Here is an 18,475-nt window from a genome sequence, read left to right as displayed (position 1 = left end):
AGAGTGCCCGGGTCATCGGAGAGCAGTTTCATCTGGAAAAATTTTCAGTTTATATGGAGTATGCAACGGGTGCTGCGTCACCTGGAACCGGGAGAACGTCTTGTCCAATACAGCAACGCAGCAGACGGGCCCCGACGCGGATGCCGATATGCCGGTTCTCGACACCGTCCTGGAGGACGGCATCTTCAGGCTCGACGATTGGCTGCCTTACCAGACCTCGTTCATCACGAACCGGGTCAGCGGCATGTTGGCGCGCATGTATGGTGAGGAGTTCGGGCTATCGGTCACGGGCTGGCGGATCGTCGCCGTGCTTGGCAGTCACGCACCCTTGTCGGCCAAGGAATTGGCGGAGTGGACTGCGATGGATCAGGTGGGGGTCACGCGGGCAGTGGCATTGCTGGTCGGTTTGGGGCTCGTCGTCCGGCGTGGCGACTCCAAGGACCGGCGACGCGTGATCCTGAGGTTGAGCAAGAAGGGCGCAGAGGCCTATGCGCGCGTCGTTCCGCTTGCCCGGGCCATAGAGAAGGAACTGGTCGCCGCGCTTCATCCCGAAGAGGTCACCCAACTTCGCCGCATCATGGAAGCCTTGGTCCAGCGGGCGGCCTATTCCCTGTCGGAACAGCGCGACTGGCGGGAAGTGGTAGGCGGCGGCAACGCCGGTGAGCCGGAGCAGGCCCAACCCGGAAATCCCGCCCCAGAAAAGACGGAGGCGCCATAGGCGGCACCGGGGAAAGAATTCGGCAGCCGCTCGCGGTTCCCCCTGTTCCTGGAAGGCACGGAAGTGGGTGTTTGCAGTCCACTCTGATTTCCCGGCAGCCGGTCCGATCCCCGCTTCCAAACTGCGCAAGAACCGATTGCCGGGACAGGGACGCTGCCCAATGGCTGCCCTTGGTACGCACCGCCTTACAGGTCGAATTCCGCAAGCGTTTTCGACCGGATCTCATCCAGTGATACAGCAGGCGCCTTCTCCAACAGGCGGAACCGCTCTCCGCGCGAGGGGCGCGCAAACGCGCCGAGGTCGGTGATCAACATGTCGACCACGCCCGCCCCCGTCAGAGGCAACGTGCAGGTCCGCAGGAATTTGGGACTGCCGTCCTTGCTCACATGCTCCATGAGCACGATGATCTTCCGGGCGCCCGCTACCAAGTCCATGGCCCCGCCCATTCCTTTGATCATCTTGCCCGGAATGATCCAGTTGGCGATGTCGCCATTTTCTGCGACCTCCATGGCCCCGAGGATGGTCAGGTCGACATGACCGCCGCGGATCATGGCGAAGCTGTCCTCGGACCCGAAATAGACGCTCGATGGCAGTTCGGAGATCGTCTGCTTGCCTGCATTGATAAGATCGGCATCCTCCCGGCCCTCCAGGGGAAACGGTCCGATGCCGAGCATTCCGTTCTCGGACTGGAGCGTGACTGTAATGCCTTGGGGAATGTTGTTCGCGACGAGCGTCGGGATTCCGATCCCGAGATTCACGTAATAGCCGTCCTCGAGTTCGGCAGCGGCGCGGGCCGCCATCTCGTTCCGTATCCACGCCATGATCAGACCTCCGTCTTCCGAACAGTCCGGAACTCAATTTTCTTGTCGTAGGGAGCGCCGCAGATGAGGCGCTTGACGTAGATGCCGGGCAAATGGACCGCATCCGGGTCAATCGCGCCGGTCGGCACGATCTCCTCGACCTCGGCCACGCAGACCCGAGCGGCCGTCGCCATCACGCGGTTGAAGTTGCGGGCCGTCTTGCGGAAGACGAGATTTCCCACCTCGTCCGCCTTCCAGCCTTTGATGATGGCGAGATCGGCGCGCAGCGCGCGCTCCATGATGTAAGTCTGGCCATCGAACTCCTGATGGACTTTGTTCTCGGCGACGACCGTACCGACACCCGTCCTGGTGAAGAAGGCGGGAATGCCGGCGCCGCCGGCACGGATGCGTTCCGCCAAGGTCCCCTGCGGATTGAACTCGAGCTCCAGTTCGCTCGACAGATATTGCCGTTCGAACTCCTTGTTCTCGCCGACATAGGAGGAGATCATCTTGGCGATCCGGCGCGAGCGGAGCAGCTTGCCCAGGCCGACACCGTCGATGCCGCAATTGTTCGAGATGATCGTAAGCCCCTTGACCCCCGAGGCGAGAATGGCGTCGATCAGCCGCTCCGGAATGCCGCACAAGCCGAAGCCGCCGGCCATGATCGTCATCCCGTCATGCAGCAGTCCATCCAATGCGTCGGGCGCGCTCTCATGGATTTTTCTCATGGCGGATCAGGCCTTCACAGGTTCGAGGATCGAGACGGCGGTATTCACCGCGCCACCCCCCATGTTCAGGCAGAGCCCAAGCTCCGGACGGCTTGCGAGTTGCATGTCTTCTGCCTCGCCAAGCAGTTGCCGGGCAACCATCACATGCATGGAGACGCCGGTGGCGCCCACAGGATGGCCTTTGGCCTTGAGCCCACCCGAGAGATTGATCGGCAGACGGCCGTCCCGCTCCGTCTGGCCTTCGCGGACGACGGCTGCGCCACAGCCCGGCTGAGCCAGACCCAACGCCTCGACGCAGAGCAGTTCCGCGATCGTGAAGCAGTCATGGACCTCCGCCAAGCCGATGTCGGATACCTCCACCCCGGCTTTGGCATAGGCACGGCGGACCGCAAGGCTGGGGCCCTCGAACCGCTCGAGCCGTTTGGCCGACAAGGGCAGCAGGTCGCTCACCATTTCGGCAGCCCGGAAACCCACGGCTCGCCGAAACTGCCCGAGCAAGGATGGGTGCGCGATCACTACGGCGGCAGCGCCATCGCTGATCAGCGAGCAGTCGCTCAGCTTGAGCGGGGCGGCGATCATCGGATTGCGCTCCGAGACCGTCAGGCAAAAATCGAGATCGGCCGGCCGGCGCATATGCGCGAGGGGATTGCGCAGCGCATTGCCGTGATTCTTCACGGAAATCCGCGCGAGCGCCTCGGTCGGATCCCCATAGACGTCCGAATAGGCTTGGGCGAAGCGGCCAAAAATCTGCGGGAACGACATTCCGCTTTCTTCGGCCTGGTAGCTGGCGCCGCCCAGCGCCCTGGTTACGCCCGCGGTGTCCAGGCCAGTCATCTTCTCCGCACCGACAACCAGCGCGATGCGGCACCGTCCGCTATTGACCGCATCCAGCGCCGCATAGAGCGCCGCGCTTCCCGAGGCGCAAGCGTTCTCGCAGCGAATTGCCGGCTTGAAGCGCAGGTCGGGATCGGCGTGAAGGATCATTGAGGAGCAAAAGCCGTCCGGCACCAGCCCGGAATTGAAATGCCCAAGCCAGACGCCGTCAATGTCGCGGCCCGTGATGCCGGCATCGGCCATCGCCTGCTGCGCGGCCTCCCTGATCAGGTCCTCAAGGGAAACCGCGTCCAGTTTTCCAAAGCGGGTGTGCCCAAAGCCCACCATGCACGCCTGCATCTGTACTCTCCCATTCGATGATGGCGGGATGCGGGGAGATGCGGCGGCGATATGCCGAACCGCCCCATCGGTACGTTTCTAATAAAAAATGTACCGTGCTGTTTGTGCTGTCAATCGTTTCATCCCTTGAAAGCACACTTTTCGAATGCCACGATGCCGGCATGCTCAATCGGAACCCAGACCGTCACGACAAAGAGGAGGAGGAGGAGCGCGACGCTTACCGGCCGCGCCAGCTGGAACTGCTCGATCAGCTTGAACGGCTGTTCTTCTCGCGGGGCTATCGGGCGCTGACGATGGACCTGATCGCGCAGGAGCTCCGTTGCTCCAAACGTGCCCTCTACGAAATCGCGCCGAACCGGAAGATGCTGTTTCTCAAGGTCGTCGCGCGCTGGGCATCACGGGTCCAGGCACTTGGCGACAGCGCGGCATCGCAATTCGATCACCCGAGAAAGAAGCTCACCGCGTACCTGGAACCGGGGATCACCGAATCTCGTGGCATGACGGACAGGTTTCTTGAAGATATCAGAGAGGATGATCAAGCGCGCGAGGTGCTGGAAAACCATCAACGCGTTCGCATGGCGAGACTGCAGGAAATTATCGAGTATGGAATCGGTAATGGAGAATTCGCCGATGTCCATGCGAAGCTAGTCGCCGGGATCTGTCTGGCGGCAATCGAGCGGATCAACGATCCACACTTCCTGGCCGATGCGGGCCTGGGCTTCAGCGACGCCTTCTCCGAGCTTTACCGGCTGCTGTTGGACGGCTTGGCGCGAGGCTGATCGGTTTGCTTGCCGACGGACGGATTGCGGAGGGTCCCCCTTGCACCGAGGCCCAGGCTTCGATCAGCGTGCCGTCCACCGAGAAGTGCTCATCCGACAACAGCGCCTTGACCTTCGGCTGGCCCAGCACGGTGGCCAGGAACGTGGCCGCCACATCGCCGGCCAGCAGGCGCTCGCGGTTCTTGGTGAACACGGTAACGTCCCACATCGGGGCGTCCATCGACAAGCCGACGAACCAGCGGAACAGCAGGTTGTAGTCGAGCTGTTCCATCAACTGGCGTTCCGAGCGCACCGAGTAGAAGGCCTGGAGCAGCAGCGCCCGCAGCAGCTTCTCCGGCGGGATCGAGGGGCGCCCGATCTTGGAGTACAGCCCCTCGAAGGCCGGCGACATCACCTCCAGCGCTTCATCAACGATGGCCCGGATCGGTCGTAGGGTCTGGACCTATAAAGAGCCTTTCCCGAAGGGGATCGTTGTGATTCAAAGCCCTGGAAAGGGGCTTTGTGATGAGCGACGGTCAGTTCTGGTTGACGGTGGAGCAGTTTGGACGGCTTGAGCCGCACCTTCCGTGCGACACCCGAGGCAAGCCGCGCGTGGATGACCGACGTGTGATCAGCGGCATCGTCCATGTTCTGAAGTCGGGCGGACGCTGGGCGGATGCTCCGCCGGTTTATGGCCCCCGCAAGACTCTCTACAATCGCTTTGTCCGCTGGGCGGCCAAGGGCGTATGGGAAGGCATCTTCCACGCCTTGGCCGCAGCGGGTGGGCCACCGGCCCAGGTGATGATCGACTCCACGGCGGTGCGCGCCCATCGTTCGGCGAGTGGCGGCAAAGGGGGGAGCGCGCCCAGGCCATCGGACGGTCCCGCGGCGGACGAACCACCAAAATCCACGCCCTGAGCGATCCGCGCGGTCGGCCGCTCGCCTTCCTGCTGACCGGTGGTCAGGTTGCCGATTGCACCGCCGCCGACTGCTTGCTCGACCAGATGCCCACCACCGATCTCCTGCACGGCGACAAGGGCTACGACAGTGCCGCCATCCGCCGGAAGATCGAGGTGGCCGGGGCCGCGCCCAACATCCCGCCACGCGCCAACAAGCGCTGGAAAAACTGCTTCTCTCCCTACCTCTACCGGAACCGTAACGTCATCGAGCGCATGTTCGGACGCCTCAAGGATTTCCGGCGCATCGCAACCCGCTATGACCGCTCCGCCACCAACTTCATGGCCGCCGTCCACATCGTGGCAATCGTGGCCTACTGGTTATGAGTCCGGACCCTAGAGGATGGCTCGCCGGAACACGGGCCTCACAGCTCACATAGCTGAACAGACCCTCGCTGTGGTCGTCCGATCCCCGCATCGTCCCCTCGCCGGCCGCATTCTCTTCGACCGGAGAGAATCACGAACGGCAGGACGGGCATAGCCTTTTTCCGCACCCTGCTAGGTCAGCCCCGCGCCTTCGAACAAGTTGGCGCGACGGCTGACAAAACCGCTCAAGAAGCCAAAGCTTCCACGGCATAATTTTTCGCCCAGGCATTACGCTCGCCGACGAAAATCTCCTTGATTAGGAAATAGCGATCCCAGAAGGGAGTTTCGCGGAGCTTTTCGCAAAAGAGCTGATAGCTATGATGATCCTGGGCCTCTAGCATCCAGATATCCGTAATCGTGGCGGTGTAGAATTCTGTGTCATACCAGTTCAGCCGAACACGGCCTGTAAATTGCTCAAGAATGGGTTGGAACGTGTTCCGGGCATGCTTCAGTCGCTCATCAAAGGAAAAGCTCAGCCACTCGGGAGACGTTTTGACGAGAAAAAAAGCCGTGAACATCGGTTCGAATGATGACTGCTGTGTCATTGCCTGGATCCTTGCATCATGTTGTGACTTGGATATAATACGAGTCATCACTCACTTTTTGCAACTCGCGTTCCAAAGCGATGTCAAACTCGAACTATGATCGGCCAAGCCCCAGGAAAAGCCCGAAACAGGCGCGCTCGTATGAGATGGTGAGTGCTATCATTGAGGCAGCCGCTCGCATTCTGGAACAGGAAGGGCATGGCGGCTTCTCCACGAACGCGGTCGCCAAGCGCGCGGGCGTCAGCGTGGGATCCCTTTATCAGTACTTTCCAGGCAAGGACGCAATCATCGGTGCGCTGCTCGTTCGCGAGACCTCGCTTCTCCTGCAGGAGGCGGAGGCTGCCCTGGCTCATCCGACCGGAAAGGATGCCTTGGTGGCTTTGATCACCGCATGCATTGGCCATCAGTTCCGGCGTCCGCGGCTCGCACGTCTGCTGGATTTCGAGGAATCCCGCCTTCCCCTCGATTCGGCAACACAGATGGTGGGTCATCAGGTTACCAGCGTCGCTCGGCAGATACTTGGTCGCCGCGATATGCCGCCCCAGCCTGATCCCACGCTGGCTGCCCAAGATCTCATCGCGATCATAAAGGCGATGATCGATGGGGCAGGGATGCGCGGGGAGGAGGACTGCGAAGCGCTCATGACTCGGGTCAAGCGCGCGACTTTCGGTTATGTCGGGATCTCATGACCGGCGTGGAGCGGTGTGTTCGTGCGCCATTGCCGGCCGGGACGTCTTGCGGCGCGCTGAAGAACAGGTTTGGCCGCTTTGGAAAAGCCCGATCGCCTGATTTAATCTCAGTTTTCCACCGTGGGCGCACCAGTGCGCCTTCACATAGCTGCCATCCATGGCCTCGCCTGTCGCAATCCATTGCCCTTCCACCCGAGCCTACAGGACTTTTACGCTAATGATCCCGGGACGCCGGCCGGTTTGGCGGTTGTGGTCCGTCGTAGGTGGACAACCTTCCAACAGCCGCCGCATTTCAGCGCCTGGATGATGCCATTGTTGATCCGGCAGTCGTCCACCCGCCGGGCCAAGTTGGTTCAGTGGATCGTGCAACTCAATAACCACCCAAGCGTCTTCGTTAAGCCGGACGATTCATCGCACACCGCACTCCAAGGCATCCTTATACCGTGAAATCCATTCTCTTAAGTAAAACCAAATCTCCGATTAAGTGTTGACCCAAGGCCTATCGCTTGTTGAGCTCGGCCTTCAGTTCGTAAAGAAGACCTGTGGCCGCGCTGGAAAGCATCCTTCCCTTTCGCCGATAGATTGAAAAGGTCCGATATTGTGGGCTGCAATCTTCCCTGATAACCAGCGGGGAGATTGAGATGTCCTTGGAGACCAGAAGTATCTGCGGGAACCACATTATGAACTTGCTGTGCAGCACCAGGGTCTGCATAAGGAGGTTGGAGCGTGTCTCGACCCTGGGCACCGGTGGCTCTAAACCGTTTGACAGGAAGAAATCAGCGACCTCCTGTCTCACGCGTGTGCCGCAGGGTGGTAGGACCCATGCTTCCTCCCGAACCTCCCTCAAGCTGACCGATGGAAAAGCCCTGGACGGGTGATCGCTTGAGGCAACGATCGTTCCACCAAGATGCTTGAAGCCGGTGGCGACGCGCTCGATGTCCTCACCCTCGGGCAGCCGAAACGCGACGGCCATATCGACATCACCATTCACGAGCCGCGCAGTCAAATCATCTTCCAGAGACTCGATCACCGAGAATGAAATGTTTTTGTAGTTCGAAGTCATTCGTGAGAGAGCAACAGGAAGCAATTCGACCGATGCGCTGGATACGACTCCAACCCTGACTATGGTCTGTTCAAGGCTTTTCAGTGCCCGAATATTATCAAGCGCATGGTCCAATTGGGTCTGCACAATCCTGGCTTGGCGCTCCAGCATTTCGCCATATTTAGTCAGGCTCATGCCGGTTGACTGCCGCAGGAACAGCTGGACGCCAAGATACGCTTCCATCTCCTTGATCGATCTCGTGAGTGCAGGTTGCGTGATGTTGAGCGCATGAGCGGCGCGTCCCAACGAGCCGTGATCGACCACCGCCAGGAATTTCATCAACTGCTTCGAATCCAAGGTCATAACCTCTCGTAATGGATGGGCACCAATCGGCATTATCGGCCAAGCTGATTGTTAGCTTACTATATCAGATGCCAAGACATCCATGGAAGGAAGGCCCGGCTATGGTAAGTCATACGGGAAACATTCTTGCGAAGCGCAAGTCATCTCTGCGTGAAAACGTCAGTGCCGCCGAATGGGAGGCCCGCGTTGATCTTGCCGCATGCTACCGGCTGTGCGCTCATTACGGTATAACCGACTTAATTTACAATCATATCTCGCTGTGCATACCCGGCACTGAAAACCAGTTTCTCATCAATGCCTTCGGGCTGCATTACGAGGAAATTACGGCATCCAACCTTGTCAAGATCGATATCGACGGCAATGCATTGGACGAAGAAGCGTCGGACATAAGCCCGGCCGGCTTTGTCATTCATTCAGCCATCCATAAGGCTCGTCCGGACGCGGCGTGCATATTTCACACCCACACGCGCGCTGGTGTTGCCGTGTCCGCACAAAAGCATGGCTTACTTCCAATCTCACAACATGCGGTCAGGTTCTACAACCGAATCGCCTACCACGCTTTTGAAGGACTGGCGATCGATGACGCCGAGCGCCAGACGTTGGTTGCCGACCTCGGAACCAGGAACGCCCTGATACTGCAAAATCACGGACTGCTCACGTGCGGCAACACGGTCCGCGATGCGTTCGAGCTGATGTATTACCTGGAAATGTCTTGCCAAATCCAAATTTCTGCACTGTCCGGCGGTGCGGAGATAATCCATCCACCCGCTGACGTTTGCGAGAGGACGGCGAGGCAGTACGAGAAGATCCAGGGTTTCATTGGCGACAGGGATTGGCAAGCGCTCCGGAGGCAACTGGATCGACGGGGTGAAATGTATGGCGTTTAAATAAGAAGCCATCACAATGGGAGGATGAGACAATGACACAAATAACAGATACCTTGCCAACATCCCGTCAATTGGATGATGGCTCTGCGCTGTTCCGCAAAATAACCTGGAAGATACTTCCGTTTCTCTTCGTCTGTTATTGCGTGGCTTATCTGGATCGTATCAATGTAGCCTTCGCCAAGCTTCAAATGAGCCAAGAACTTGCATTGAGCGACGCCGTATACGGCTTGGGAGCAGGAATCTTTTTCGCGGGGTATCTTCTTTTTGAAGTCCCCAGCAATATGATACTGGAAAAGATTGGCGCCCGAATCTGGATTGCCAGAATAATGATAACATGGGGAATCATAAATTGCCTTATGGCAGCGGTAACGACTCCGGCTAGCTTTTACATCTTGAGGTTTCTCTTGGGAGTCGCCGAAGCGGGATTTGCTCCTGGCGTATTCTTCCTGTTTACAAAATGGTACCCAAACAGTCGACGCGGTCGCGTGTTCGCGGTCTTCTTCACCGCGTTTCCTGTGGTGGGGCTCATCGGAGGGCCGCTGTCAGGCCTGATTCTAGATTACTTCCACGGTTGGGCAAACCTGTCCGGTTGGCAATGGATGTTTTTGATCGAGGGATCGCCCGCGGTGGTGCTCGGCATTCTATGCCTCTCCATCCTTCAAAATGGACCGGACGAGGCATCATGGCTGTCGGCTGACGAGAAGTCGGCCTTGAAGGAACAGATCAATGCCGACCCGAGACCGAAAGAGGAAGTCAGCTTTATCGACTCTCTGCGTAGACCTACCATCTGGTTGCTGAGTTATGTCAATTTTGCAATCGGCGCCGGATTCCTGGGAGTTGCGTTCTGGATGCCGACACTCTTGAGGGAAGCGGGCTTTCAATCGAACACCATGATCGGCTTCGTCTCCGCGATACCGTACCTTTTCGCCTTTGTGTTGATGCTTGCGGTAGGATGGTCAGCTGACAGGATGGGGGAACGTCGGTACCATCTCGCGGTGCCGCTTTGCATTGCCGCCCTTGGACTTATCCTTGCGGCCAAGGCCGGTGGTAACCCCATCCTGGTGGTCATCGGCTTGACGATATCCATGGCGGGCGTGACGGCCGCAGCTCCCATGATCTGGCCACTCTCCTTCTCGTTGTTGAGCGCCAAGGCTCTGGCCGGAGGCACAGCCTTCATCACCTCTGCGCTGGCGTTGGCCGGCTTCGTGATGCCCTATGTGGTCGGCTTGCTGCGGGGGATGAAGCTCGAAGCGATTTCCAGCTCGGACTTGGCGCTCTATGTCATTGCCGCGATCCTTGTCGGGGGCAGCGCCGTGGTGCTGAGCTTTCCACCCAGCAAAGTGAATGCGTGATCGCAGAGCCTTGCGTCGGCCGCTCCACCCGAAGCGTTTTCAACCTTATTCCGCGCTCTCGGGCATTGCGTGAGCAGTGGCAGCCAAACATCGGGTTCGGCGATCTCCTTTCGGCAGAATTGATGTGGGAATAATCGCATGCATGTTCACATACAGAATGAGCAGGAAACCGGCGGGAATTTCGAGGTCTCTGACTCTATGATCGCCGATGCCCGGGCCAGATCGGGTCTCGCAAGCGACACCGTGGTGACTCTTGCGCATGATAAGGCGGGGTTCCGCACCGCGATGGAAACAGCTGGGTTCCTGCTGATCCCCGTTCCGATCGTTCGCGAGCTTCTTCCTCACCCGGCCCCACATCTCAAGGCCATCATGTGCCCTAGCGCAGGCCTCGAAGCCCTTGCTCCTTACGAGTGGCTGCCCACCGGTGTCGCACTGCTGAACAACAGCGGAGCTCAAACCGAAAAAGTGGGAGAGTATGTCGTTATGGCGCTACTCATGCTGGCCAATCATATGGCCGGTACGGTCAGATCGCAGCGTGATCGTATCTGGAAACGGGAGTTGGGGACCCCGCTGCGAGGCGGGCGGCTGACGATCGTGGGCCTTGGCAGCCTGGGTGGGGCGGCGGCACGCTGGGCAACCACCTTCGGCATGAAGGTGACAGGGGTCCGTACGAGCGACCGACCGCATGTGGATTGCGAGCAGGTCGTGTCTTTTGCATCGATCGACCGCGTTCTGCCGCAAACCGATTTTCTGCTGATCGCGTGCCCGCTGACGCCTTCCACGGCCAACCTAATCAGCCGCGAACGATTGGCATTGCTTCCATCCCACGCCGGCGTGATCAACATCGGGCGGGGTTCGGTTTTGGATGAGGATGCGTTGTGCGACGCGCTCGAATGCGGTCGTCTGGGGGGGGCGGTGTTGGATGTCTTCACAACAGAACCTCTGCCGGCGGCGCATCGTCTCTGGGATGCGCCGGGCGTCCTGGTCACTCCGCACATCTCTGCTCACGATCCGAACACCTTGATGCCGAGAACATTGGATATCCTGTTCAGCAATGTCCGTCGTTGGGCCAGCGGCGAAGCCATGTCGAATAGGTACGTAATCGAGAGGGGATATTGAGACGGCGCTGACCGTATCGCGGATCTCCGCGTCAGGAAGAGGCGACTCTTTCGACGATTTGGCAATGACACCGATTAAAACGCACCCCACGAGCCGGTGACAACCGGCTATCCGTCGGCCGGCTATCCGTCGGCGGGATGCTTCGTCCCTGCATCATCCGCGACCCGATCTGCCTAGTCGCTGTCCCCTTGATGTCCGGCTCCCCGGATGGGTGCCTCATTACATCACGGCGTGGGATGATCGTCCCGCGTTGCCGACGTTTGGAGATGATCCTCGGTTGTATCCGAAAAAAAAGAACTGCATCCTTCTGTCTCTTGTACACGTCACTGTAAGAACTCATTTAAAAATAATGGCCGATCCTAAATAAATAATTGACATGATAAAGCAATGCTGTGATCATACTAACACAATGAAACGGCACTTCATTATGTGAAATGGAGTCGCCGCTACATCCGGCGATGAAATCTGCGTTTGCGGTCATGGCGACTGCTCCGCCTGCCATCCATCAATTATGATGACAGATTTCATCATTTGAAACCCTGCTGGAGAGATGTGGGGTGCCTCACAATCGAAAATCTACAGGAACCAGCACGCTGGACCTCGCGCTTTGTGTACTCGACTTCCTGGCCAACGAAAGCCAACCCATGCCGCTGGCCCACATCGCCAACGCGCTGTCGGCATCCAAGGCCACGATCTACCGCCATCTCGTGACGCTACAGCGGCACGGGCTCGTCAGCCAGGATCCCGACACCGGGCGCTACGACGTCGGGGTCAAGCTGCTGGTCCTGGGCGAGTCGGTACGGGCACGGTTCGAAGTCGTGTCCGTCGCCCGCGAGGAGCTAATGCGGCTGCGGGACGCCACCGGCCAAGCCGTGACCATCTGCCGGATGGTCGATGGCGAGCTGATCGTCCTCGACCTGATTCAGGGGCGCACGGTGATCGAGTTCGGAACGCGGACCGGAACGCGCCTCGACCTCCACGCCAGCGCCCACGGTAAGGTCTGGCTGGCCTTCGGGCCGCAGGCTCTGCTGCAAAAGACCCTGGCGCAGCCGCGGCGCCAGTGGGCACTGAACACCATCGCCGACGTCGACAGCCTGAATGAGGAGGTGGCGCTGGTCCGCCGGCGTGGCTGGGCCGTCGCCGCCAACGAGATGATCACCGCCATCAACGCTCTGGCTGTCCCTGTCTTCGACCACCGCAACCAAATCGCCGGATCCATCGCGATCGTCGGCGCCACCCAATTCATTCCATCACCCCCTGACGCCGTGCAACTGGAGAAGGTGCTTGCCGCTGGGCGGGCCATCTCCCGTGGTCTCGGCCGGAGATCGAACCGATGAGCTACTCCCTCGCCGTCGATATCGGTGGTACCTTCACCGACATCGTGCTGTGCCATTCCGACGGCCGCCTGACCGTCGACAAGACCTTGACCACCCATGAGGACCTGCTATCCGGCTTCTTCGGCGGCGTGCACGCGGTCCTGAGGAAGGCCGGCATCGCCGCGAGCGACGTCGACGGGGTCGTCGTTCATGCGACCACCGTAGTTACCAACGCGCTGATCGAGCGTAAGGGACCGCCGACCGCCCTTGTGGTCACCGAAGGCTTCCGGGACGTGCTCGCCATCCGCAACGAGCACCGCTACGACATGTTCGACCCGCAGATCGAGTTTCCCGAACCACTGGTGCCCGACAATCTGACCTTCGGCCTGCGCGAACGGACGCTGGCCGACGGCACAGTGCTCGAGGAGCCGGCGGCAGACGACATCGCTGCCCTGGCCGACCGCATCCGCGGCAGCGGGGCTAAGGCGGTCGCGGTCTGCTTCATCAACAGCTTCGCCAACCCCGCCAACGAGGCCGCCGTCGCGGCGGAACTGGCGCGGCGGTTGGAGGGGGTGTTCATCTGCACCTCCTCGGACGTGGCGCCGCAGATACGCGAATACCCGCGCGCTTCGACTGCGACGGTGAACGCCTACACCATGCCGATCTCGCAGCCCTATCTGCGGGGGCTCAGCGATCGTCTGCGCCGCGAGGGCTTCGGCAACACGCCGCTGATCATGCTCAGCTCCGGCGGCGTGGTCGGTGCCGAGACCGCCGGGCGCAACCCGGTGCGGATGATCGAGAGCGGTCCTGCCGCAGGCGCGCTCGCCGCCTGCCACTATGCCGAGATCCTGGGGATCGACCGGCTGATGTCCTTCGACATGGGTGGCACCACGGCCAAGGCCTGCCTGATCGAGAACCGCACGCCGCTGGTCACCGGCCTGTTCGAGGTCGACCGCCGCTACCGCTTCAAGGAAGGCAGCGGCCTGCCGGTGACGGTGCCCTCGATCGACCTGATCGAGATCGGGGCGGGTGGCGGCAGCATTGCCCATGTCGACGGGCTGGGCCTGTTGAAGGTCGGGCCGGAAAGCGCCGGCTCCAACCCCGGCCCGGCTTGCTACGGCCGGGGCGGCCGCAAGGCGACTGTTACAGACGCCGATCTTATGCTGGGGCTGATCGATGCCGACAATTTCCTCGGCGGCGAGATGAAGCTGGACCGCGCCGCCACCGAAGCCGCCTTCGCCGATCTGGCGGGCGATCTCGGCGGCACGCCGGTCCAGGCGGCGCGCGGCATTTACCGGGTGGTGACCGAGGCGATGGCGTCGGCTGCCCGCTCGCATGCCACCGACCGCGGCGTCGATTATCGCGGCCTGCCGCTGTTCGCCTTCGGCGGCGCCGGCCCGCTGCACGCCTGCGGCGTCGCGGAGCTGCTGCAAAGCTCGTCGGTCATCGTGCCGCCGCAGTCGAGCGTCCTATCGGCCTTCGGCACGCTGGTGACGCCGGTCCGCCTCGACCTCGTGCGCAGCGCCCTGATGCGCCTTGACCAGGTCGATTGGGATCGGGTCGAGCGCATCCTCGCCGATCTGGAAACAGAAGGGCGCAACGCGCTCACCGAGGCCGGCTGCGCGCCATCCGACGTCCGCGTCGTGGTCGGCGCCGACATGCGCTACACCGGCCAGCAGAACGAGGTCACGGTCATGTTCGACCAGGACCCGCGCGTGGCCCACGACATCGACGCTCTCGTGGCGCAGTTCGCCGAGACCTACCGCGTGCTCTACGGCATGAACCCGTCGCATGTCCCGGCCGAGATCGTCACCTGGCGCATCACCGTACAGGGGCCTTCGATCGGCTTCCAAGCTGCCGGCAAGCCGTCGACGGAGCAGGGCAAGGCCAAGGGGACGCGCCCGGTACATGCCTGGCAGGACGGCCAGAACGTCCCGGTCTATGACCGGAACGTTCTGGCGGTGGGGCAGATCGTCGCCGGCCCCGCCATCATCGAGGAGCGCGAGACGACGACCGCTATTCCCCCCGGCTGGGTCGCGACCATCGACCCCATGGGCTGCATCGTCGCCACCAGCGCGCCCGCCGCGCACGCCTGACATCCATCATCGACAGGAACCGGAACATGGACGGCATCGAACTCGAAATCCTTTGGTCCAACCTGATCGGCGTGGTGACGGAGCGCGCCAAGGCGCTCCAGCGCATCGCCTTCAGCCCGATCGTCCGCGAGGCAGGCGACCTCGCCTACGCACTGTTCGACCAGCGCGGCCGCATGGTTGCTCAGGCCAACACCGGAACGCCCGGCCACATCAACTCGCTGGCCTTCGCCGGGGCCCATCTGGTCAAGGAGTTCGCCGGGCGCTGCGAGCCGGGCGACGTGCTGATCACCAACGACCCCTGGCTGTCCGCCGGCCACTTCTTCGACATCACCACCCTGACGCCGATCTTCAAGGGCGACATCCTGATTGCCTACCTCGGGTCCACCATCCACCACACCGACATCGGCGGCTACGGCGTCGGTGCCGGTGCCCGCGACGTCCACGAGGAAGGACTGTGGATCCCGCCGCTGAAGCTCTATGAACGCGGCGTACCGAACCCGGTCCTGCACGCCATCATCGGTCGGAACGTCCGCACGCCGGACGCAGTATTCGGCGACCTCGCCGCCCAGGTTTCGAGCGGACAAGCGGCGGCCGAGCATCTGATCGCGCTGTGCGAGCGCCACGGGCTGGAGGATCTCGAGGGGCTGTCCGACGAGATCATCAACCGTTCGGAGGAGTCCACCCGCAACGCGATCCGCAAGCTGCGCCCTGGGACCTATCACGGGAAGACGGTTTTCGATGCCCCGGGCGGCGAGACAATCACGCTGAAGGTCGCGCTGACCATCGACGCCGAGACCGGCACCATGGTCGCGGACTTCGACGGCAGCTCCATGCAGACCTCGAGCGGCATCAACGTGGTGCTGAACTACACCCACGCCTATGCGACCTTCGCCGTTCGGAGCTGCCTCAACCACGACCTGCCCAACAACACCGGCAGCCTCGCTCCCATCGAGGTGCGGGCGCCGGTCGGCTCCATCGTCAATTGCGCCTACCCGGCTCCGGTCAACGCCCGCCACGTCGTCGGCATGTATGTGGCCATGCCGATCCTGAAGGCGCTCTATCAGGTGTTTCCCGAAAAGGTGCTTGCTGAGGGATCAGGGGCGGTGTGGACTGTCCAGATCGAGGGACGCAAGGCCGACGGCAAACCCTTCACCTCGTCGATGTTCAACTATTCCGGCGGCATGGGCGCCCGCGCAGAAAAGCCCGGCCCCAGCGCCACCTGCTACCCTACCGGGGTTGCCGCCGTGCCGGTGGAGATTCTGGAAGCCGCCATGCCCATCGTCTTCGATCGCAAGGAGCTGCGGCGTGGTTCGGGCGGGGCGGGGCGCATGCCGGGCGGCGACGGCCAGATCATCGCCTTTCACATGAACACCAGCGATCCCTGGCTGCTCAACGCCGTGCCAAGCCGCGTCGACATGGGGCCGGAAGGCTTGGGAGGCGGTGAATCCGGGCAGTCTGGACGCTTCCTCGTCAACGGCGAATACGTCAGCCCTGCCCGCAAGCTCAGCATGAAGCCGGGTGACAAGGTCGTGCTGGAGACCCCCGGCGGCGGCGGGTACGGCACCCCGGTGTGACGGCGGACCCCCGCAGTGCCGGCCGGCACTGCGGGACCACCGGCAGACGAAGCAGAACGCGAACGAATCCAGACAAATTAAAAAGGGGAGGGATAGTCATGTCCTTGAAGCGGAACGTCGTCCTGATGGCGGTTGCTGCCGCCATGCTGCCCGGCGCGCGGCCAGTCCATGCCGCGGAGGTTCTGAAGATCGGCATCTCGGCGGGCCTGACCGGCTATATCGCAACGATCGACCGGGCGTGGCGCGATGGCGTGCAACTGGCTGTCGACGCGCTGAATGCGAATGGCGGGGTGGCGGGTCGGACCATCGAGGTGACTGTCGAGGACAATCGCTCCGAACCTCAGGAGGCCGTCACCACCTACCGCAAGATGATCTCGTCCGATAACGTCGATCTCTTCATCAGCGGCTGCGTGTCCGCCGGCACCTTCGCCGCCGCCAACATGGTGGCGAAGGCCGAGAAGCCGATGATCCTCTGCTCCATCCTGCCGCCGCAGGCGAGCCAGGTGAAATGGGCCTTCAGTACCCTGCCGCCGCCCGGCTTCGAGGTGGAGAAGCGCTTCGAATATCTGCGCGACAAGACCAAGATCCGCAAGGTCGGCGTGCTGCACGACCCGACTCCCTACGCTCTGTTGCAAAAATCGGTCGCCGACAAGGTCTCCGCCAAATACGGACTAGCGGTGGTCGACATCGAGACCTACCGGCAGGACGACGCCGACCTCAGCGTCCAGCTCAATAAGATGCAGGCTGTCGGGGCCGAAGCGGTGATCAAGATCGGGGTGGGTGGCACCACCCTGACCGCGGCCAAGAACCTAAAGCAGCTTGGGTCCAACATGCTGTTGATGACCAGCCTGGAGGACCTTGCCGTCTTCAAGCCGGTGGCCGAGGTGTTGGGGGACCGCTTCTTCTTCGTCGCCTCGCCCTCCCAGGTGTACGAGGCACTGCCCGACAGCCCGATGAAGACGCAAATCGGCAAGTTCATCGATCCGTGGCGCGCCAAATACGGCGACCGCGATCCCAACTGGGCCTCGCGTGGGTGGGACGGCGTCATGCTGGCCGTTGCCGCCATCGAGGCCGGGAAGTCGGCCGAGGGTCCGTCGATTCGCGACCAGATCGAGAAGACCGTCGAGTTTCGCGGCGTCAACGGCCTCTACACCTTCAGCACCGACAATCACCAGGGCATCACCGAGAATCCCTTTTTCTTGGCGACCTTCATCGGGAATCAGGTGAGAATCGTTCAATGACGCAGGCTGCGCATTTGGCTGCGGCATCCACCGGTGCCGAGCCCATCCTGGCGGCGCGAGGTTTGAGCGCCCGCTACGGGCAAGTCCAGGCGTTGGCGCCCTTTGATTTCGAGGTAGGAGCTGGCGAATTGGTCGCGGTGCTCGGCCCCAACGGCGCCGGGAAATCGACCCTGCTCCGCGCGATCCTGGGGCTGGTCGTCACCGGTGGCGAGCTCCGGTTCATGGGACGCGCCCTGCCGCGCCGCAACCCGGTGGCGGTAGCGTCGCACGGGGTGGTGCTGGTGCCGGAGGGCCGTGGCATCTTTGGCCCCATGACGGTGCTGGAAAATCTGGAGCTCGGCGCTTACCGCCTCGGCGGCGACGCCCAGGAGCGCGAGCGCCGCTTCGCCCGCGTCTACGAGCTGTTTCCCCGTCTGAAGGAGCGGCTGGGGCAGGTTGCCGGATCGATGTCCGGCGGTGAGCAGCAGATGCTGGCCATTGGCCGGGCGCTGATGGCGGATCCCAAGATCCTGCTGCTCGACGAACCGTCGCTCGGCCTCGCTCCACGTGTGACGGAGGAGATCTTGGAAACGCTGCACGTCCTCAACCGCTCCGGCCTCCCCGTGGTGCTGGTGGAACAGCGCGCCCCCTCGGCGCTGAAGCTGGCCCATCGCGCCTATCTGCTGACGCTCGGTCGGCTTGCCGCCGTCATCGACCCCCGCGAGGTCCAATCGCATGAACAGCTCGCCCAGTACTACTTTGCCTAAGGCGGA

At 61.6% G+C, this 18,475-nt stretch carries 17 protein-coding genes and 1 pseudogene; 12 read left to right on the top strand and 6 right to left on the bottom strand.

Annotated elements, in window-relative coordinates; all coding sequences use genetic code 11:
- Window positions 1-100 precede the first annotated feature (100 nt).
- Window positions 101-718, top strand: coding sequence for a MarR family winged helix-turn-helix transcriptional regulator (locus ABNQ40_RS14750; protein ID WP_158285517.1), 618 nt, complete (start codon window positions 101-103; stop codon window positions 716-718).
- Window positions 719-903: 185 nt separating this feature from the next.
- On the opposite strand, the gene ABNQ40_RS14745 is transcribed toward ABNQ40_RS14750, so the two are convergent.
- From ABNQ40_RS14745 to ABNQ40_RS14735, 3 genes are read right to left on the bottom strand one after another with little or no spacing between them, the layout of a single operon-like run.
- Window positions 904-1,539 carry a 3-oxoacid CoA-transferase subunit B gene (locus ABNQ40_RS14745; protein WP_109047199.1) on the bottom strand — a complete coding sequence of 212 codons (636 nt, stop codon included), beginning with the start codon at window positions 1,537-1,539 and terminating at the stop codon, window positions 904-906.
- A 2-nt stretch (window positions 1,540-1,541) separates the two neighbouring features.
- Entirely contained in the window at window positions 1,542-2,246 is a 705-nt protein-coding gene (locus ABNQ40_RS14740; protein WP_109047198.1) for a CoA transferase subunit A, read from the bottom strand.
- Between the two features lie 6 nt (window positions 2,247-2,252).
- Entirely contained in the window at window positions 2,253-3,419 is a 1,167-nt protein-coding gene (locus tag ABNQ40_RS14735; RefSeq protein WP_109047197.1) for a thiolase domain-containing protein, read from the bottom strand.
- Window positions 3,420-3,514: 95 nt separating this feature from the next.
- Here ABNQ40_RS14735 and ABNQ40_RS14730 point away from each other — a divergent pair, with 95 nt between their 5' ends.
- Entirely contained in the window at window positions 3,515-4,198 is a 684-nt protein-coding gene (locus ABNQ40_RS14730) for a TetR/AcrR family transcriptional regulator (protein WP_158285516.1), read from the top strand.
- Window positions 4,199-4,238: 40 nt separating this feature from the next.
- Here ABNQ40_RS14730 and ABNQ40_RS14725 read toward each other — a convergent pair.
- Window positions 4,239-4,622, bottom strand: a pseudogene (locus tag ABNQ40_RS14725) (transposase); the annotation flags it as partial.
- 80 nt (window positions 4,623-4,702) lie between these two features.
- Between ABNQ40_RS14725 and ABNQ40_RS14720 the strand changes: the two are divergent.
- Window positions 4,703-5,460 (top strand): IS5 family transposase gene (locus ABNQ40_RS14720; RefSeq protein WP_109047192.1). Its coding sequence is split into 2 segments (ribosomal slippage): window positions 4,703-5,036 and window positions 5,036-5,460, totalling 759 coding nucleotides; the frame shifts between segments, so codons are not numbered across the junction.
- 224 nt (window positions 5,461-5,684) lie between these two features.
- Here ABNQ40_RS14720 and ABNQ40_RS14715 read toward each other — a convergent pair.
- Window positions 5,685-6,044, bottom strand: a complete 360-nt coding sequence (locus ABNQ40_RS14715) for a darcynin family protein (RefSeq protein ID WP_109047191.1) — start codon at window positions 6,042-6,044, stop codon at window positions 5,685-5,687.
- A gap of 146 nt (window positions 6,045-6,190) precedes the next feature.
- Here ABNQ40_RS14715 and ABNQ40_RS14710 point away from each other — a divergent pair, with 146 nt between their 5' ends.
- Window positions 6,191-6,733 (top strand): TetR/AcrR family transcriptional regulator, encoded by a 543-nt coding sequence (locus tag ABNQ40_RS14710; RefSeq protein WP_247879456.1) that lies wholly within the window; start codon window positions 6,191-6,193, stop codon window positions 6,731-6,733.
- A 499-nt stretch (window positions 6,734-7,232) separates the two neighbouring features.
- Here ABNQ40_RS14710 and ABNQ40_RS14705 read toward each other — a convergent pair whose 3' ends face one another.
- Window positions 7,233-8,138: a LysR family transcriptional regulator gene (locus ABNQ40_RS14705; RefSeq protein WP_158285513.1), complete on the bottom strand. Its 906-nt coding sequence runs from the start codon at window positions 8,136-8,138 to the stop codon at window positions 7,233-7,235.
- Between the two features lie 101 nt (window positions 8,139-8,239).
- Here ABNQ40_RS14705 and ABNQ40_RS14700 point away from each other — a divergent pair, with 101 nt between their 5' ends.
- The 8 genes from ABNQ40_RS14700 (at window position 8,240) to ABNQ40_RS14665 (ending at window position 18,469) form a co-directional block, all read left to right on the top strand.
- Window positions 8,240-9,025 (top strand): class II aldolase/adducin family protein, encoded by a 786-nt coding sequence (locus tag ABNQ40_RS14700; RefSeq protein ID WP_109047188.1) that lies wholly within the window; start codon window positions 8,240-8,242, stop codon window positions 9,023-9,025.
- A gap of 32 nt (window positions 9,026-9,057) precedes the next feature.
- Window positions 9,058-10,377: an MFS transporter gene (locus ABNQ40_RS14695; RefSeq protein ID WP_109047187.1), complete on the top strand. Its 1,320-nt coding sequence runs from the start codon at window positions 9,058-9,060 to the stop codon at window positions 10,375-10,377.
- Between the two features lie 138 nt (window positions 10,378-10,515).
- Window positions 10,516-11,496 (top strand): D-2-hydroxyacid dehydrogenase, encoded by a 981-nt coding sequence (locus tag ABNQ40_RS14690; RefSeq protein WP_109047186.1) that lies wholly within the window; start codon window positions 10,516-10,518, stop codon window positions 11,494-11,496.
- A gap of 557 nt (window positions 11,497-12,053) precedes the next feature.
- Complete coding sequence (locus ABNQ40_RS14685) at window positions 12,054-12,833, top strand: IclR family transcriptional regulator (RefSeq protein WP_146255376.1); 780 nt, start codon at window positions 12,054-12,056, stop codon at window positions 12,831-12,833.
- A complete protein-coding gene (locus ABNQ40_RS14680; RefSeq protein WP_109047184.1) occupies window positions 12,830-14,908 on the top strand; it encodes a hydantoinase/oxoprolinase family protein in 2,079 nt (692 codons plus the stop codon). The genes ABNQ40_RS14685 and ABNQ40_RS14680 overlap by 4 nt, the downstream gene beginning before the upstream one ends.
- Window positions 14,909-14,934: 26 nt before the next feature.
- Window positions 14,935-16,482, top strand: coding sequence for a hydantoinase B/oxoprolinase family protein (locus ABNQ40_RS14675; protein ID WP_109047183.1), 1,548 nt, complete (start codon window positions 14,935-14,937; stop codon window positions 16,480-16,482).
- Window positions 16,483-16,580: 98 nt separating this feature from the next.
- Window positions 16,581-17,723, top strand: coding sequence for an ABC transporter substrate-binding protein (locus ABNQ40_RS14670; RefSeq protein WP_109047182.1), 1,143 nt, complete (start codon window positions 16,581-16,583; stop codon window positions 17,721-17,723).
- Window positions 17,720-18,469, top strand: coding sequence for an ABC transporter ATP-binding protein (locus ABNQ40_RS14665; RefSeq protein ID WP_109047181.1), 750 nt, complete (start codon window positions 17,720-17,722; stop codon window positions 18,467-18,469). The genes ABNQ40_RS14670 and ABNQ40_RS14665 overlap by 4 nt, the downstream gene beginning before the upstream one ends.
- The last annotated feature ends 6 nt before the right edge of the window (window positions 18,470-18,475 follow it).

Source organism: Azospirillum sp. A23 (assembly GCF_042938965.1).
GTDB classification, from domain to species: Bacteria; Pseudomonadota; Alphaproteobacteria; order Azospirillales; family Azospirillaceae; genus Azospirillum; species Azospirillum melinis.
Note: the sequence above shows the minus strand (reverse complement) of the source record. Positions and strands in the feature narration are given on the sequence as shown.

Excerpts from the sequence above, each read along its gene's own strand:
- ABNQ40_RS14745 (WP_109047199.1), bottom strand. The coding sequence starts at position 1,539 with ATGGCGTGGATACGGAACGAGATGGCGGCCCGCGCCGCTGCCGAACTC.
- ABNQ40_RS14740 (WP_109047198.1), bottom strand. The coding sequence starts at position 2,246 with ATGAGAAAAATCCATGAGAGCGCGCCCGACGCATTGGATGGACTGCTG.
- ABNQ40_RS14735 (WP_109047197.1), bottom strand. The coding sequence starts at position 3,419 with ATGCAGGCGTGCATGGTGGGCTTTGGGCACACCCGCTTTGGAAAACTG.
- ABNQ40_RS14715 (WP_109047191.1), bottom strand. The coding sequence starts at position 6,044 with ATGACACAGCAGTCATCATTCGAACCGATGTTCACGGCTTTTTTTCTC.
- ABNQ40_RS14710 (WP_247879456.1), top strand. The coding sequence starts at position 6,191 with ATGGTGAGTGCTATCATTGAGGCAGCCGCTCGCATTCTGGAACAGGAA.
- ABNQ40_RS14705 (WP_158285513.1), bottom strand. The coding sequence starts at position 8,138 with ATGACCTTGGATTCGAAGCAGTTGATGAAATTCCTGGCGGTGGTCGAT.
- ABNQ40_RS14700 (WP_109047188.1), top strand. The coding sequence starts at position 8,240 with ATGGTAAGTCATACGGGAAACATTCTTGCGAAGCGCAAGTCATCTCTG.
- ABNQ40_RS14695 (WP_109047187.1), top strand. The coding sequence starts at position 9,058 with ATGACACAAATAACAGATACCTTGCCAACATCCCGTCAATTGGATGAT.
- ABNQ40_RS14690 (WP_109047186.1), top strand. The coding sequence starts at position 10,516 with ATGCATGTTCACATACAGAATGAGCAGGAAACCGGCGGGAATTTCGAG.
- ABNQ40_RS14680 (WP_109047184.1), top strand. The coding sequence starts at position 12,830 with ATGAGCTACTCCCTCGCCGTCGATATCGGTGGTACCTTCACCGACATC.
- ABNQ40_RS14675 (WP_109047183.1), top strand. The coding sequence starts at position 14,935 with ATGGACGGCATCGAACTCGAAATCCTTTGGTCCAACCTGATCGGCGTG.
- ABNQ40_RS14670 (WP_109047182.1), top strand. The coding sequence starts at position 16,581 with ATGTCCTTGAAGCGGAACGTCGTCCTGATGGCGGTTGCTGCCGCCATG.
- ABNQ40_RS14665 (WP_109047181.1), top strand. The coding sequence starts at position 17,720 with ATGACGCAGGCTGCGCATTTGGCTGCGGCATCCACCGGTGCCGAGCCC.